Raw genomic sequence first — 14,453 nt, forward strand, 5'->3', positions numbered from 1 at the left:
CCGCCCACGCCTGGAGCAGACCTCGGCACAGGCGGGCTCGCAAGTGACATAACCCACCCGGGTGAACACGTCCCGCTGACCGCAGCAAACGCCGCCTTCACTGCGCCCGCCCGCCCGTCTGCCACCACCACCACGCGGACGCCCTACCCGCCGCTGAGTTGATTCGACGCAGGCATGGTGGCCTTCACTGCGGAGGTCAGCCCCAGCCGAGCTCGTGCAGGCGGGCGTCGTCGATGCCGAAGTGGTGGGCGATCTCGTGCACGACGGTGATCAGCACCTCCTCCACCACCTCCTCCTCGCTGGAGCAGATGGCGAGGATCGGCTCGCGGTAGATGGAGATCCGGTCGGGCAGCACGCCGCCGTAGTCGTGGCCGCGCTCGGTGAGCGCGATCCCGTGGTAGAGGCCGAGGATGTCGGGCTCCTCCTCGTTGCGCTCCTCCACCAGCACCACGACGTTGTCCATCGCCCGCGCGAATTCCTCGGGCACCTGGTCGAGCGCCTCCGCCACGAGCTCCTCGAAACGTCGCAGCGGCATGTCCACCGGCACGTCAGCCCCCGGTGCTCTGTTCGGAGCCACCCTGCTGTTCCCGCTCTCCCTGCTGGTTCTGGTTCGGCTGGTTCGACTCGCCCTGCCTCGGCTGTTGCTCGGTGGTCTTCGGCGGGGGCGCCTGCTTGGCGACACTGCCCCGCACCGGCGCCAGCCCGCTGTTGTCCTCGAGCGTCGCGCCCACCTTGCAGTTCACCAGCGTAGAACCCGCGTCCCAGCTCTCCTTCTCGCGCAGGTCCCAGCCGAGGATGAGCCCCTTGTCTCGCAGGTTGGCGCCACCGGTGTACTCACCGACGATGCGGTTGCACTCGGTGTCGAGCCACTTCTCCTGCTCGTCGGCGGAGGGGAAGGAGTCGAAGTGGTTGGCGAGGTTCACCAGGCCGACGATCTCGTAGGAGTGCTCCCGGGAGCAGTCGATCGGATCACCCACGGTCTTGTTGACGAGAGCCAGGCAGGTTCCCGGCTCCCAGACGTTCGACTGGTTCTCGTCCTTGGCCTTGCCGGTGAGGGGCTGCAGCTCACCGCCGGGAGACACCCACTGGATGCCGCAGTGCAGCTTCCGCTCGCCCTGCGCCCACTGCTCCCCGTCGGGCCGCAGCACGCCGAGCGACAGCTTGCCGAACGGGTCGATCGGCTTGCCGAGGTAGTCCCGCACGGTCTGCCCGCACCGCTGCTCGGTGATGGTCCGCCATGCGTCGGCGTTCGGCTGCCTCGCGCCCTTCGGATACTGCGCAGAGATGTCCACCACACCGGCGACCTCGAAGAGGTGTTCCTGGGCGCAGCCGACCCTCTTCACGTCGCTCGCGTCGGGCTTCGTCCACGTGAGGCAGCTGCCCGGCGGGGAGCTGAACGCCTCCCTTCGGGCGGTCAGCGCCTGCTCCTCCGCCGCCTGCACACGATCGGCCTCGGTCTCGACTCCCCAAGAGAAAACCCAGCTCAGCGACATGGCGACGATGGCGCCGACGAACACACCCGCCATGAGCACCCTGGTGCGCACGGCCGGCTTGTTCAGCGGGAACCGATTGGGCTCGTCGGACATCGGTTCCCATGATGCCTGTTCGCACCAGTGAGTGCCCGGGTGTCGATAGGGTGAGGGAGCGCAGGTCCCGCGGTTTACGGAGTGCTCGATGACGGATGACAACCCCTCCAACGAGGAGCAGCCACCCCGGCGTGGCTCCATGCGGTTCCAAGACGCCGAGAGCACCACGCCCAGGGAACCCACGCTGGCCGAACAGCGTGCCCGGCGCAGGGCCATCGCCGAGGAGGAGCAGCGAAGGGCCGAGGCCGAGCAGGCGCAGGCAGAGGCCGACCGCAAGGCCGAGACCCGGCGCAAGGTGCTGATCGGCAGCGGCGTCACCGTCGGCCTGGTCGGGCTCGTCGCGGGCTGGTACCTCGTGGCCACGCCGGAGCAGGTCACGGCCGTGTGCACCACCGAGGACGGCACGATCGTCGAGAACGACGACTACTGCGACGAGGATTACGTCCGCAGCCACAACGGCTACGTCTCCGGCGGGTTCATGTTCCTGCCCCTGCCCGGTGGTGGTTTCCAGCAGTACCGCTACAACTACGGCGGCACGGGCACGGTCGGCAGCACGGTCTCGGGCGGCTCCTACACAAAGCCGGCCAACGCGGACATCAGCACCAAGTCCGGCAAGACGGTCCAGCGCGGCGGCTTCGGCATCAGCAGCGGCGGCTTCGGCAAGAGCGGAGGCTCATAGGTGCACAGGGAGTCCCGCCCCGCTCGGCACGACTGGAAGCGCATCGTCGAGGAGCAGGGGCTGGTCTACGGCACGCCCGCGCGCTACGGCTCCGGACACGAGCGGCCCTACTGGGACGAGTCGGTGCACTACGTGCTGCCGATGGACGAGGTCCTTTCCGTCGAGGCCGACGTGGAGCTGCTGCACTCGATGTGCCTCGAGGCCGTCGACCACGTGGTGCTGACCGAGCGCTACGCCGAGTTCGGGCTGCCGGAGTGGGTGTGGCCGCACATCGCCGAGTCGTGGAAGCGCCGCGATCCGCACGTCTACGGCCGCTTCGACCTTCGCTACGACGGCCGCAGCCCGGCGAAGCTGCTGGAGTACAACGCCGACACCCCGACGTCGCTGCTCGAGGCCGCGGTGCTGCAGTGGCACTGGAAGACCGACGTGTTCCCCGACGACGACCAGTGGAACTCCATCCACGAGCGACTCGTCGAGCGCTGGGCGCAGGTGGGGGAGGCGCTGCCGTCGAAGGAGCTGCACTTCACGTGGTCGAGCGCCGACTCGACCGGCGAGGACCACATCACCACGTCGTACCTGCAGGAGACCGCCGCCGAGGCGGGGCTCGACACCGTGGGACTGGCGATCGAGGAGATCGGCTGGGACCCGCTGCTCAAGCGGTTCGTCGACCTCGAAGAGGCGCCGATGAGCACGGTCGTGAAGCTCTACCCGTGGGAATGGGTGGTGGAGGAGGAGTTCGGCCGCTACGCCGTCGAGTCGCTGCCGCAGACGCTCTGGGTGGAGCCGCTGTGGAAGATGCTGCTCTCCAACAAGGCGATCCTCGGTCTGCTCTGGGAGAACTACCCCGGCCACCCGAACCTGCTGCCCGCGTTCAACGACCAGCCCGGCCTGCTCACCGAGTACGTCCGCAAACCGAAGCTCGGCCGCGAGGGCGCGAACGTGCAGATCGTCGCGCCCGGCTACGAGACGCAGACGGGTGGCGTCTACGGCGCGGAGGGCTACGTGTACCAGGCGTTCGACCCGCTGCCCGACTTCGACGGCTTCCGGCCCGCGCTCGGCGCGTGGATCGTCGGCGACGAGGCCGCCGGGCTGGGCATCAGGGAGACCGCGGGGCTCGTCACCGACGACGGTGCCGCGTTCGTCCCCCACCGCATCCCCGAATCGTGATAAACCACGCGAAACGATCAGCCAATCTGGGAGAACTTCCGTGCTTGTAGCGCTGTCCGACACGTTCGGTTCCGACCTGGCCAGGGGCATCGGCGCGATCGCGCTCTACGCGGTCGTCGGCCTGCTGCTGATGCTCCTCGGGTTCTACGCGATCGACTTCACCACGCCCGGCAAGCTGTCGGAGCTGGTGCGGCGTGGCCTGCCGAACGCGGTGATCATCACCGCGTCGGGCCTGGTGTCGATGGCGTTCATCATCGTGGTCGCCATCTGGACGTCGGCGAGCGACCTCGCTGAGGGGCTGATCACATCGCTGGTCTACGGTCTGATCGGCATCGTCGCCCAGGTCGTCGCGGTGCGCCTGCTGGAGTGGGTCACCCGTATCGACGTGCGCTCCACGGTGGAGAGCGACAAGTTCGCCCCGGCGAGCTTCGTGGTCGCGGCCGCCCACGTCGCGCTCGGTCTCGTGGTAGCCGTCGCCATCTCGTAACCACTACGGTTGACGTCGTGCGGTTACTGCGAACGCCCGAAGACCGATTCGCCGACCTGCCCGACTTCGACTACCCGGCCTTGTACGCCGACGTGGACAACCCGGTGCACGGGATCGTCCGCGTCGGCTACGTCGAGGCCGGACCGCCCGATGGGCCCGTCGTGCTGCTCCTGCACGGGGAACCCAGCTGGTCGTTCCTGTACCGGAAGATGCTGCCCCTGCTGGCGGACGCGGGACTGCGGGCCATCGCGCCGGACCTGGTGGGCTTCGGCCGCTCAGACAAGCCCGCCGACCTCACCGACCACACCTACGCCAACCACGTCGAGTGGATGCGGGCGTTCGCCTTCGACGCGCTCGACCTGCGGGACGTGACGCTCGTCGGCCAGGACTGGGGCGGGCTGATCGGGCTGCGGCTCGTGGCGGAGAACCCCGGCCGCTTCGCGGGCGTCGTGGCCGCAAACACCGGGCTGCCCACCGGTGACCACGACATGCCCGCTGTGTGGTGGGCGTTCCACGACGCGGTGCAGAAGGCGCAGGTGCTCGACATCGCCCGGTTCGTGCAGTCCGGGTGCAGGACGAAGCTCACCGACGCCGAGCGCGACGCCTACGACGCCCCGTTCCCCAACGAGATGTACAAGGCGGGACCGAGGGCCATGCCGGGGCTCGTCCCGACCAGCCCCGACGACCCCGCGACCGAGGACAACCGGGCCGCGTGGGAGACCCTGACAAAGCTCGACCTGCCGTTCGTGTGCGCCTTCTCCGACGGCGACCCGATCACCGCGGGCATGCGCCCGATCCTGGAGCGGCGGATGCCGGGAGCCGAGGGCAGGGAGCACCCGACCATCACGGACGCGGGCCACTTCCTCCAGGAGGACGGCGCCGACCAGCTCTCGGCCGCGGTGATCAACCTGGTGCGAGCCCGCTAGCCAGCCCTCACCGACCGCAGTGAAGGCCACCATGCCTGCGTTGAGCGCAGTGAAGGTGGCCTTGCCTGCGCGCGCTCGTCTCTCGCCACGGCCCAAACGGAGGCGGTGCGCGCCGCTGTGTTCGGCCAACGCAGTGAAGGTGGCCTTGCCTGCGCCCACCCGTCTCCCGCCACCACCCAAACGGAGGCGGTGCGCGCCGCTGTGTTCGACCAGCGCAGTGAAGGTGGCCTTCACTGCGGTCGGCGTGGCTGGTCCTCGGCTTCGGCGGCCCGCTTGATGGCGTTGAGCCTGCGGTCCCATTCGCCTGCCAGCGAGGCCATCCAGCGCGCCGTGGCGTCGAGGGCCTGCGAACGCAGCGTGTAGCGCACCTCACGGCCGGCCCGCGCCGAAGACACGAGCTCCGCCTCCTCCAGGATCGTCAGGTGCTTGACGATCGCCTGCCGGGAGACGGGCAGGTCGGCCGCGAGCGCCGACGCGCTGGCCTGCCCGCGCGCGGCGAGCGCGTCCAGCAGCGCGCGCCGCGTGGGGTCTGCGAGCGCGCCGAGCACCGCGTCGACACCACTCATTCCTCGACGGAGTCCTTCAGCTCGCCCAGCACCGTGTCCCACCCTCCTCCGTTGGCCTCGGCGGCGGTCAGCAGCTCGTTCTCTGGCAGGGCAAGTGTGGCGAACCCGCTCTCGACCATCCGCAGCCGCGTCCCGTTGCCCTCGGGGACGAGCGTGAACTCCACGAGCGTCGAGTTGTTCTGGTCGGGCTCGGTCGAGGGGAACCGGTTGGCCCACCGGTAGGACAGGTGGCGTGGCGGGTCCACGCGCAGGATGTGGTGCGGCAGCGTGCCGAGTCCTGCGTGCTCGCCGACGATGCGTGCGCCTTCGGTGATCGCGAAGCCCTTGGGGTCGGCCTCGCCGAGCCAGAACTCCGGCGCGGTCAGCGCGGCCCATACGCGTTCGACGGGCGCGGCGATCACGATCTCGCGCTCGAACCGGTCGAGCGGCACGGCGCCCTGGACGCGCTCCCGCAGCACGCCGAGCTGGGCGGCCCAGCCACCGTCGTTGTCCTCGAAAGCCTGCCGCCGGGTGGCCTCCGGCAGCGACGCGAAGCCGGTCTCGACGACGGCCAGCCGTGTGCCGCCCTGCTCTTCGGTGAGCGTGAACTCCACGAGTGTCGAGTTGCCCTCCGCGGGCTCCGCTCCGGGGAACGCGCTGGCCCAGCGGTAGGCGAGGAAGCGGTGCGGGGCGGCCTGTTCGATGCGGATCGGGAAGTCGCCGTACTCCTTGCTCGTGGCGACGAAGGTCTCGCCAGTACGAGGCTCGGCGCCGCCTCTGCCCTCGTCGGCGACCCAGAAGAAGTCGGTCAGGTGTGCCCACACGCGCTCGGGGGGTGCGGCGATCAGGACGTCGCGTTCGATGCGGTCCGGGTTCATGGGGATCCTCCCTTGTAGGTGCAACTATATGGTTGCACAAGGGTCCAGCTTGGTGCAACCCGTCGGTTGCAGTTGGCTGCCGACTACCCTCGTCACCGTGATTGACCCAAGGACTCTGCGCGAAGACCCGGACGTGGTGCGCGCCTCGCAGCGTGCCCGCGGTGAAGACGAGGGCACCGTCGACAAGCTGCTCTCCCTCGACGCCGAGCGCAGGTCCTCCATCGCCACCGCCGACCAGCTCCGAGCCGAGCAGAAGGCGCTCGGCAAGCAGATCGGCAAGGCCAAGGGCGAGGAGCGCGACGCCCTGCTCGCCAAGGGCAAGGAGCTGGCCGCGAAGGTCAAGGCCGCCGAGTCCGAGCAGACGCGCGCGAGCGGCGAGTTCGACGAGCTGCACCGGCGCCTGCCCAACATCGTGCTGCCGGGCGTGCCCGAGGGCGGTGAGGACGACTACGTGGTCCTCAAGCACGTCGGCACTCCAAGGGAGTTCGGCTTCACCCCGCGCGACCACCTCGATCTCGGCGAGCGGCTCGGCGCGATCGACACCGAGCGCGGCGCGAAGGTGTCGGGAGCGCGGTTCTACTTCCTCACCGGCCTCGGCGCGCAGTTGCAGCTCGCGCTGCTCAACATGGCAGCCGCGCAGGCCACGGCCAACGGCTTCCAGCTCATGATCCCGCCCGTGCTCGTGCGGCCGGAGATCATGGCGGGCACCGGTTTTCTCGGCGCGCACTCGTCGGAGGTCTACCACCTGGAGGAGGACGACCTCTACCTGGTCGGCACGTCGGAGGTGCCGCTCGCCGGCTACCACTCCGACGAGATCATCGACCTCACCAAGGGGCCGCGCCGCTACGCGGGCTGGTCGACGTGCTTCCGCCGTGAGGCCGGCTCGTACGGCAAGGACACCCGCGGCATCATCCGCGTGCACCAGTTCGACAAGATCGAGATGTTCGTCTTCTGCCGCCCCGAGGAGGCCGAGGCCGAGCACGAGCGCCTGCTCGCGTGGGAAGAGGAGATGCTCGCCAAGATCGAGGTGCCCTACCGGGTGATCGACACCGCGGCGGGCGATCTCGGCACGAGTGCCGCGCGCAAGTACGACTGCGAGGCGTGGGTGCCGACGCAGGAGACCTACCGTGAGCTGACCTCCACGTCGAACTGCACGACGTTCCAGGCAAGGCGGCTCGGCGTGCGCTACCGCGACGAGAACGGCCGCCCGCAGACCGCCGCGACGCTCAACGGCACGCTCGCCACCACGCGGTGGATCGTGGCCATCCTGGAGAACCACCAGCTCGAGGACGGTTCGGTGCGGGTGCCTGAGGCGCTGCGGCCGTTCCTAGGCGGCCGGGACGTCCTCGTCCCTGCGGGCGAATAGCCTGCCAGGGGCGGCGGACCCGGTGACCCCGGCGGCGCGCAGCGCTGCCCACATGGTCACCTGGTTCGCCGTCAGCACCGGGATGCCGAGGTGGCGCTCCAACGGCTCGATCAGGTCGTAGGTCGGCACGTTGGTGCAGCTGACGAACAGTGCGTCGGCTCCGGTCGGGTCCACTCCGGCCACAGCCCGCAGAACGTCCGAATAGGACATCTTCCAGATGTCGCCGAGCAGGCCGAGGGCGAAGCTCGCGCACGTCGAGTAGCCGAACTCGCCGAGGTAGTCGAGCAGCCGGCCGGTCACATCGTCCACATAGGGCGTGATCACGGCGACCTTGCGCACGCGCAGCTCCTCCAGCGCCGCGACGAGCGCGCCGGAGGTAGTGACGGCCGCCGGTGCTCCCGCGTCGAGCATGGCGGCGACGAGCGAGGCCTCGCCCGCGGCCCCGTCGACGAAGCTGCCCGAGGTGCACGCGTAGGCCACCGCCTTGGGCTCGGGCGCCAGCACGTCGCGGGTCGCCCTGCGCACGCCGTGCGGGTTGCCGAGCGCGGAGGCCAGCTGCACGGTCACCGGCTCCGGCAGGTACGGCAGGCGGGTGGTGTGCAGGCCGACGTGGTCGGGAAGCCAGCGCCACAGCTCCCGGTCCAGCGCGAAGTCGAACGGGGCCACCAGCCCGATCCCCGCCGCTTCCGGCAGCAGGGCCACGTCGGATTCCTCGATCACGCGACCCAAGGTAGGTTCCGCGCGCGGGCGCGAAGGGTGCCTGTGGCGAAGCTTCACCGGCGGGAAACGCGATGTAACCCGCGTGCCGCGAACGGCTTGATTACGCTGACACGCGTTAATCGGGCGGCAACAAAGCCGCGGTCGAACGGGGGGAACCGATCTTGCGTGCGAAGGCCCTGGTCCTGCTGGCGGCGGGGGTCCTGCTCAGCTCGTGTGCCACGACGGTCGGCGGGACGGCGCAGCCACTGGCGAACCCGCCGACGAGCGAGGACAAGGCGGCGGCCGGGGAGCCGTGCTCGCTGCTGACGCCGGAAGAGTCGACCGCGCTGGGCCTGGTGGAGGAGGGTCAGTTCACCCCCGGCGAGCCCTCGCAGCTGCTGCCGCCGTCGTGCACGTGGGCACAGGCCGACCCGATGTCCGATCTGGACTCGCTGACGGCCGGGTTCGAGACGGCGGTCCCGCTGGTCGACTACGTGGACGGCGTCGAGCCGCAGCGCACGCTGGAGATCGGCGGGCTGGAGTGGGGCCACTACCCTGATCCGCTCACCGGCGGCTCGGTGTGCCTGCTCGCCACCGAGCTCTCCGAGACCTCCTTCGTGGTGCTCAGCACCAGTGACTTCAGCGACGAGTCCAAGGCGTGCGTGGTTGCCGAGGCGGCGGCGCCCTACGTTTCGGCGCACCTGCCCGGCGGAGAGCCCGCACCCGAGCCGACACCGGAGCCGGAGCCGGAGCCGAGCCCGCTCGCCTCGGTGGACGCGTGCACGCTGCTCAAGCCCGAGCAGGCCGAGCAGCTGGGCTTCAGCGGGGCCGCCGATCCGCTGGACGGCTCTGAGCAGGACGGTATCCCGCCGGGCTGCCAGTGGCAGGACACCGACGGCGAGCGGGGTGTCAAGGCGCTCGACCTGTACGCGGGCGATCGGCCCGCGCAGGAGTGGCCGTACGCCGACGGGCAGGGCGAGCCCGTCGAGGCGGGCGGCAAGACGTGGACCGTCTTCCCCGGTCCCGGCGGCATCGAGGTCAACTGCCAGGCGACACTGAGCTTCACCGAGACGTCGTCGGTGATGCTGACCAGCGGCAACCTCGACGACCCCGCGAAGGCGTGCGAGCGGGTGCGTGCGGCGATCCCGCTGGTCACCGGCAACCTCCCGGCGGCCTGAGGGTGCTGATCCGACCGCAGTGAAGGCCACCATGCCTGCGTTCAACGCAGTGAAGGTGGCCTTCACTGCGGTCTCAGGCGGCCACGTGGTCGTCGGCCGGTTCCTCCTTGGTCGTGGTCGGGGGGACGTGGCGCAGCAGCACGGCCGCGAACAGCGCGACCCCGCCGAGGATGAGGGCGCCGATGATCGACGTGGTGTGCATGCCCGACACGAACGCGTGGTGCGCGGTGTCCACCAGCCGCGCGCCCTCCTCGCCCGGCAACTGCCCCGCGACGGCGACCGCGCCGCCGAGGGTGTCCTGCGCCGCGTCGGCGACCTCCGGCGGCAGGCCCTCCGGCGCGGTGTCGGCGAACTCCGCACGGTAGGCCGCCACGCCGACGCTGCCGAGCACCGCGAGTCCGAGCGCACCGCCGAACTCGGTGCCCGTCTCCGATATCGCCGACGCGCTACCCGCCCGCTGCGGCGGGGCGCTCGCCACGACGAGGTCGGTCGCCAGCGCGGCCACGGAGCCCACACCGGCCGCGATGAGCCCGGCCCCGAGCACGATCGTCGCGAGCCCCGAATCCACGCCAGCCTGGGTCACGAGCGCGAACCCGCACGCGGCCACCAGCAGGCCCACCGGGATGATCACGCCCGGCCGGACGAAGCGCACCAGCACGGCGGCGAGCGTGGTGCCGATGATCATGCCCGCGAAGCTCGGCGCGGTCCACAGCGCGGCCTCCATCGGCTGCATGCCGAGCACGATCTGGAGGTACTGCGCCGCCACCATGCTGAGCCCCATCACGGAGAAGATCGCGAAGAGCGCGGTGACGATCGCCGCGCCGAACTCCTTGCGGCGGAACAGGCTCACGTCGATCATCGGATGCTCGATCCGCCGCTGCCGCAGCACGAAGAGCACGCCGACGAGCAGACCGGCCACAATGGACACAGCGGCGACCCAGTCCGCGCCGTGCTCGGCGATGCGCTTGACGCCGTTGACCACCGGGAGCACGGTCGCGAGCGAGAGCACCGCGCTCAGCAGGTCGAACCTGCCGGGCTGGTGGTCCCGGTACTCGGGCAGCAGGATCGGACCGAGCACCAGCAACAGCACCATCGCGGGCACGTTGATGAGGAACACCGAGCCCCACCAGAAGTGCTCGAGCAGGAAGCCGCCCAGGATCGGGCCGAGCACCCCGCCGCCCGCGAAACCGGCCGTCCACAGCGAGATCGCCAGCGTCCGCTGCTTGGCGTCGTGGAACATGTTGCGGATCAGGGACAGGGTAGACGGCGCCAGCGTCGCTCCCGCGACGCCGAGCAGCGCGCGGGCGGCGATCAGCAGCTCGGGGTTGGGCGCGTAGGCCGACAGGATCGACGCCGAACCGAACGCGAGCGCGCCGATCAGCAGCAGTCTGCGGCGGCCGATCCGGTCGCCGAGCGAACCCATGGTGATGAGCAGCCCGGCGAGCAGGAAGCCGTAGATGTCGACGATCCACAGCTGTTGCGCGCTGGTCGGTTCCAGGTCGGCGGACAGGAAGGGCAGCGCGAAGAACAGCACCGACAGATCCATCGACACCAGCAGGCTCGGTAGCAGCAGCACCGCGAGGCCAAGCCACTCGCGGGCGCCCGCTTTAGCGGAGATCTCGTTCATGCCGCCAGCGTGCGGGCCCGCGCTGACCGTTTCCGCACCGAACGCTGACAGTCAGCAAGGGAGCTTTGCTCTCGTTTTACGGGAGTAAAGCTCCCTCGCTCACCCGGACCGGGTCAGCGAGCGGGCGGTGCGGGCGGGGTCAGCCCCGCGAGCCTCAGTGCGTCGTCCTTGGTCAGCGCCTCACCCTCGGCATAGGCCGCTGCGTAGGCGTCCTCGCCGAGTGCGGCGCTCGCACCCGCCGCCACCCGCGCCACGTCGGGATCGCCCGCCATCGCCGTGCCCCGCACGGCCGCTCCCGCGCCCAGCAGCCGGGCCGCCGTTCCGGCTTCGCCCTCCAGCAGCGCGACACCCGCGAGCCCCTCGATCGCCAGCGCCGTCACCAGCAGGTCGGCACGGCCGAGTCCGGAGAGCGCGGCCTCGCGGTAGCGGCTGCGCGCCCCCTCGCCGTCGCCCTTCACCTCGGCGATCCGGCCCAGCGTCACGGCCACGTGCGCCCGCACCTCGTCGTAGCCGAACAGGCCGCTCGGGCACTCCGCCAGCGCCTGCTCGGCAAGGCGTTCGGCCTTGGCCAGGTCGCCGGAGAGCCGTGCCACGTCACCGAGCCCGCCCCACGCCGACGCCGTGATCTCACGCGTGCCGAGCCTGCGCCCGAGCAGCGCCGCCTCGGTGAAGTCCGCCTCGGCCGACTCCAGCGAGCCCGACCGCAGGTGGGCTTCCGCCCGCAGGCACAGCATCTCGCCGCGGTCTTCCAGCGCGTCGAGCTCACCGGCCAGCTCCAGCGCCTCGCCGAACAGCCGCACCGCTTCCGCGTGCTCACCCTGCCACCCCGTGAGCCTGGCGAGCTCGTTGAGCACGAGCGCCTGGCCCCAGCGCTCGCCGAGAGCGGCGAACTGCTCCCGCGCCGCCGCGAACTCGCGCCGGGCCTGCTCAGCCTTTCCCGAGTAGAGCCAGAGCATGCCCCAGCCGAACCGGTCGAGCGCCCGGCTCCAGCCGTCGGCGGAGCGGAAGATGCTCAGCCGCAGGTGATGGTCGATGGTGTCCTGGTGCGGGATGCCGTTCGCCGCGCCCCACAGCACCAGCAGGAACGGATGACCCGGCGGTTTGCCGATGAGATCGAAGCAGGCGAAGACCGCCTGCTGGTGCTCGGCCAGGCCCGGAGCGCCGGGGTCGTCGAAGGCGGCGGCGAACACACACAGCGCGTACTCCTCGGCCAGCCCGGCGGGCGGCCCCGGGTCGAGCACACCGAGCAGCTCGCCCGCCAGCGCCGTCGCCTCGGCGCGCCGTCCCCGCAACCAGAGGTAGGGCAGCAGCTCCGCGAGCAGCCGCAATGCCGTTGCGGTGTCGGCGTGGGTGGTCCAGCGCACAGCGGCGTGCAGGTCGTCGTGCTCGTCGTCCAGCTTGCGCAGCCACTCCAGCTGGGCCGCCGTCAGCAGGTGCCTGCCCGCCGCACCGGCCAGCCCGAGGAAGTAGGCCGCGTGCGCGTGGTGCAGGCGGTCCCGCTCGCCGGCCTCGGCCAGCCGCTCGGCGCCGAACGCGCGCATCGTCTCCAGCATCCGGTAGCGCCCGTCGCCGCCGAGTTCCACGAGCGACTTCTCGGTGAGGCTGCTCAGCACCTCCGGCACGACGGCGGGTTCGAGGCCGCACACCTGTCGTGCCGCCTCGATCGTCGCGCCGCCGGAGAAGACCGTGAGCCGCCGCGCCAACGCCCGTTCCTCGTCGTCGAGCAGATCCCAGCTCCACTCCACCACCGCGCGAAGCGTGCGGTGCCGGGGTGCCGCCGCCCTGCTTCCCCGCGACAGCAGCCGGAACCGGTCGTCCAGCCGCGCCGCGACCTCCTCGACCGGCAGCGACCGCACCCGCGCCGCCGCCAGCTCGATCGCCAGCGGCAACCCGTCGAGCGCGCGGCAGATCCGCACGACGGCTCCCACCCGCTCGGCGTCGACGGCGAAACCGGGGGAGACCGCCGCCGCCCGTTCGGCGAACAGCCGCACCGCGGGGTAGCCGAGGGCGTCGGCCGCTGTGGCCTCCGGCGGCGGCAGCCCCAGCTGCGGCACCGGGCACAGCGCCTCACCCGTGATGCCGAGCCCCTCGCGGCTCGTGGCGAGAATCCGCAGGTCCGGGCAGCCCTGGAGCAGCTCACCGGCGAGTGCCGCGGCCGCATCGACCAGGTGCTCGCAGTTGTCCAGCACGAGGAGCAGCTCCCGCTCCGCGAGCGCGTTGACCAGCCGCTCGGCGGCCGGGCTCCGGCCGCGCAAGCGCGTCGCGAGCGCGGCCTGGCGCAGGCCGAGCGCGTCCAGCACCGCCTGCGCGGGGTCGTCACCGTCGTCGAGCGGAGCCAGCTCGACGAAGCAGACCTCGCCCCGGTAGGCGCGGGCCGCCTCGATCGCGAGCCGGGTCTTGCCGGTTCCACCAGGGCCGGTGAGGGTGACCAGCCGTGACGTGCTGAACAGGCCGGTGAGCCGGTCGAGCTCTGCCGTGCGTCCGACGAAGCTCGTGAACGGCTCCGGCACTCCGATCCGCCTCGGCACGGGCGGCCGCTCGGCGCGCAGCACCGCGAGGTGCGCCTGTGCCAGCTCCGGCGAGGGGTCGACGCCGAGCTCGTCGGCCAGGTGACGGCGCGCGTCGTCGAACGCGGCGAGCGCCTCCGCCCGCCTGCCCGCCGCGTGCAGGGCGTGTACGAGCAAGACCCGCAGCCGCTCCCGCAGCGGATGGTCGGCCACGAGCCCGCGTAGCTCCGTCACCAGCGGCACGGGATCGCCCAGCCCGAGCTCGGCCTCGACCCTGTCCTCCACGGCCGTCAGCCGCAGCTCGGCCAGGCGCGCCGAGGGCCCCTCCGCGAGAACGGGCAGGTCCGCGAAGACGGGACCCCGCCACAACGCGAGCGCCTCATGCAGCAGCTTCGCCGCGGCGGCGTGCTCACCCGCGGCGAGTGCCTCGCCGCCCTCGCGCGCGAGCCGCTCGAACCTGGCCGCGTCCACGTCGTCCGGCGCCACCGCGAGCCGGTAACCGCCGGGGTGGCGTTCGACCAGACCGGGCAGCGCGTGCCGCAGGCGGGAGACCTGCGATTGCAGAGCGTTGGCGGTGTTCGGGGGCGGCGACTCGCCGTAGATGCCGTAGACCAGCCGCTCCGTGCCGACCACGCGGCCGGGGTCGAGCAGCAGCAGGCCAAGCAGGGCACGGACCTTCGGCCCGCCGACCGGGACCGGGGCATCGTCGGGACCACGCACGTCGAGTGGACCCAGGATGCCGAAGCGCATACGCCGAGTATCCCAAGCGTCGCTCGATCCTCAGCAGGCAACGGGATCGGGAAACGCG

13 protein-coding genes are annotated in these 14,453 nt (G+C 71.2%); 6 read left to right on the forward strand and 7 right to left on the reverse strand.

What is annotated here, in order from left to right; all coding sequences use genetic code 11:
* Nucleotides 1–196 precede the first annotated feature (196 nt).
* On the reverse strand, nt 197–547 hold the full coding sequence (locus tag FCN18_RS02440) for a metallopeptidase family protein (protein WP_112266101.1): 351 nt from the start codon (nt 545–547) through the stop codon (nt 197–199).
* Between the two features lies 1 nt (nt 548).
* Complete coding sequence (locus FCN18_RS02445) at nt 549–1,586, reverse strand: septum formation family protein (protein ID WP_112266102.1); 1,038 nt, start codon at nt 1,584–1,586, stop codon at nt 549–551.
* Between the two features lie 88 nt (nt 1,587–1,674).
* On the opposite strand from FCN18_RS02445, the gene FCN18_RS02450 reads away from it, so the two are divergent.
* Genes FCN18_RS02450 through FCN18_RS02465 form a run of 4 tightly spaced genes read left to right on the forward strand, consistent with a single transcriptional unit; the run spans nt 1,675 to nt 4,845 of the window.
* Nucleotides 1,675–2,265, forward strand: a complete 591-nt coding sequence (locus FCN18_RS02450; RefSeq protein ID WP_112266103.1) for a hypothetical protein — start codon at nt 1,675–1,677, stop codon at nt 2,263–2,265.
* Nucleotides 2,266–3,432 (forward strand): glutathionylspermidine synthase family protein, encoded by a 1,167-nt coding sequence (locus FCN18_RS02455; protein ID WP_112266104.1) that lies wholly within the window; start codon nt 2,266–2,268, stop codon nt 3,430–3,432.
* 40 nt (nt 3,433–3,472) lie between these two features.
* Complete coding sequence (locus FCN18_RS02460) at nt 3,473–3,919, forward strand: DUF350 domain-containing protein (protein WP_112266105.1); 447 nt, start codon at nt 3,473–3,475, stop codon at nt 3,917–3,919.
* A 17-nt stretch (nt 3,920–3,936) separates the two neighbouring features.
* Entirely contained in the window at nt 3,937–4,845 is a 909-nt protein-coding gene (locus FCN18_RS02465) for a haloalkane dehalogenase (protein ID WP_137093010.1), read from the forward strand.
* Between the two features lie 230 nt (nt 4,846–5,075).
* On the opposite strand, the gene FCN18_RS02470 is transcribed toward FCN18_RS02465, so the two are convergent.
* A complete protein-coding gene (locus FCN18_RS02470; RefSeq protein ID WP_112266107.1) occupies nt 5,076–5,411 on the reverse strand; it encodes an ArsR/SmtB family transcription factor in 336 nt (111 codons plus the stop codon).
* Nucleotides 5,408–6,268, reverse strand: a complete 861-nt coding sequence (locus FCN18_RS40010) for an SRPBCC domain-containing protein (protein WP_112266108.1) — start codon at nt 6,266–6,268, stop codon at nt 5,408–5,410. The genes FCN18_RS02470 and FCN18_RS40010 overlap by 4 nt, the downstream gene beginning before the upstream one ends.
* Before the next feature lie 97 nt (nt 6,269–6,365).
* On the opposite strand from FCN18_RS40010, the gene serS reads away from it, so the two are divergent.
* Entirely contained in the window at nt 6,366–7,634 is a 1,269-nt protein-coding gene (gene serS / locus FCN18_RS02480; protein WP_137093012.1) for a serine--tRNA ligase, read from the forward strand.
* Here serS and FCN18_RS02485 read toward each other — a convergent pair.
* On the reverse strand, nt 7,596–8,354 hold the full coding sequence (locus FCN18_RS02485; protein WP_137093014.1) for a maleate cis-trans isomerase family protein: 759 nt from the start codon (nt 8,352–8,354) through the stop codon (nt 7,596–7,598). The two genes, serS and FCN18_RS02485, sit on opposite strands and share 39 nt — an antisense overlap.
* Nucleotides 8,355–8,515: 161 nt before the next feature.
* Between FCN18_RS02485 and FCN18_RS02490 the strand changes: the two genes are divergently transcribed.
* Nucleotides 8,516–9,511 carry a DUF3558 family protein gene (locus tag FCN18_RS02490; protein WP_228713586.1) on the forward strand — a complete coding sequence of 332 codons (996 nt, stop codon included), beginning with the start codon at nt 8,516–8,518 and terminating at the stop codon, nt 9,509–9,511.
* 73 nt (nt 9,512–9,584) lie between these two features.
* Here FCN18_RS02490 and FCN18_RS02495 read toward each other — a convergent pair whose 3' ends face one another.
* Nucleotides 9,585–11,138 carry an MFS transporter gene (locus tag FCN18_RS02495; RefSeq protein ID WP_137093018.1) on the reverse strand — a complete coding sequence of 518 codons (1,554 nt, stop codon included), beginning with the start codon at nt 11,136–11,138 and terminating at the stop codon, nt 9,585–9,587.
* A 113-nt stretch (nt 11,139–11,251) separates the two neighbouring features.
* Entirely contained in the window at nt 11,252–14,395 is a 3,144-nt protein-coding gene (locus FCN18_RS02500) for a BTAD domain-containing putative transcriptional regulator (RefSeq protein ID WP_137093021.1), read from the reverse strand.
* Between the last annotated feature and the right edge of the window lie 58 nt (nt 14,396–14,453).

The organism is Prauserella endophytica (assembly GCF_005146945.1).
Classification (GTDB): domain Bacteria; phylum Actinomycetota; class Actinomycetes; order Mycobacteriales; family Pseudonocardiaceae; genus Prauserella_A; species Prauserella_A endophytica.

Excerpts from the sequence above, each read along its gene's own strand:
- FCN18_RS02445 (WP_112266102.1), bottom strand. The coding sequence starts at position 1,586 with ATGTCCGACGAGCCCAATCGGTTCCCGCTGAACAAGCCGGCCGTGCGC.
- FCN18_RS02450 (WP_112266103.1), top strand. The coding sequence starts at position 1,675 with ATGACGGATGACAACCCCTCCAACGAGGAGCAGCCACCCCGGCGTGGC.
- FCN18_RS02470 (WP_112266107.1), bottom strand. The coding sequence starts at position 5,411 with ATGAGTGGTGTCGACGCGGTGCTCGGCGCGCTCGCAGACCCCACGCGG.
- FCN18_RS40010 (WP_112266108.1), bottom strand. The coding sequence starts at position 6,268 with ATGAACCCGGACCGCATCGAACGCGACGTCCTGATCGCCGCACCCCCC.
- FCN18_RS02495 (WP_137093018.1), bottom strand. The coding sequence starts at position 11,138 with ATGAACGAGATCTCCGCTAAAGCGGGCGCCCGCGAGTGGCTTGGCCTC.
- FCN18_RS02500 (WP_137093021.1), bottom strand. The coding sequence starts at position 14,395 with ATGCGCTTCGGCATCCTGGGTCCACTCGACGTGCGTGGTCCCGACGAT.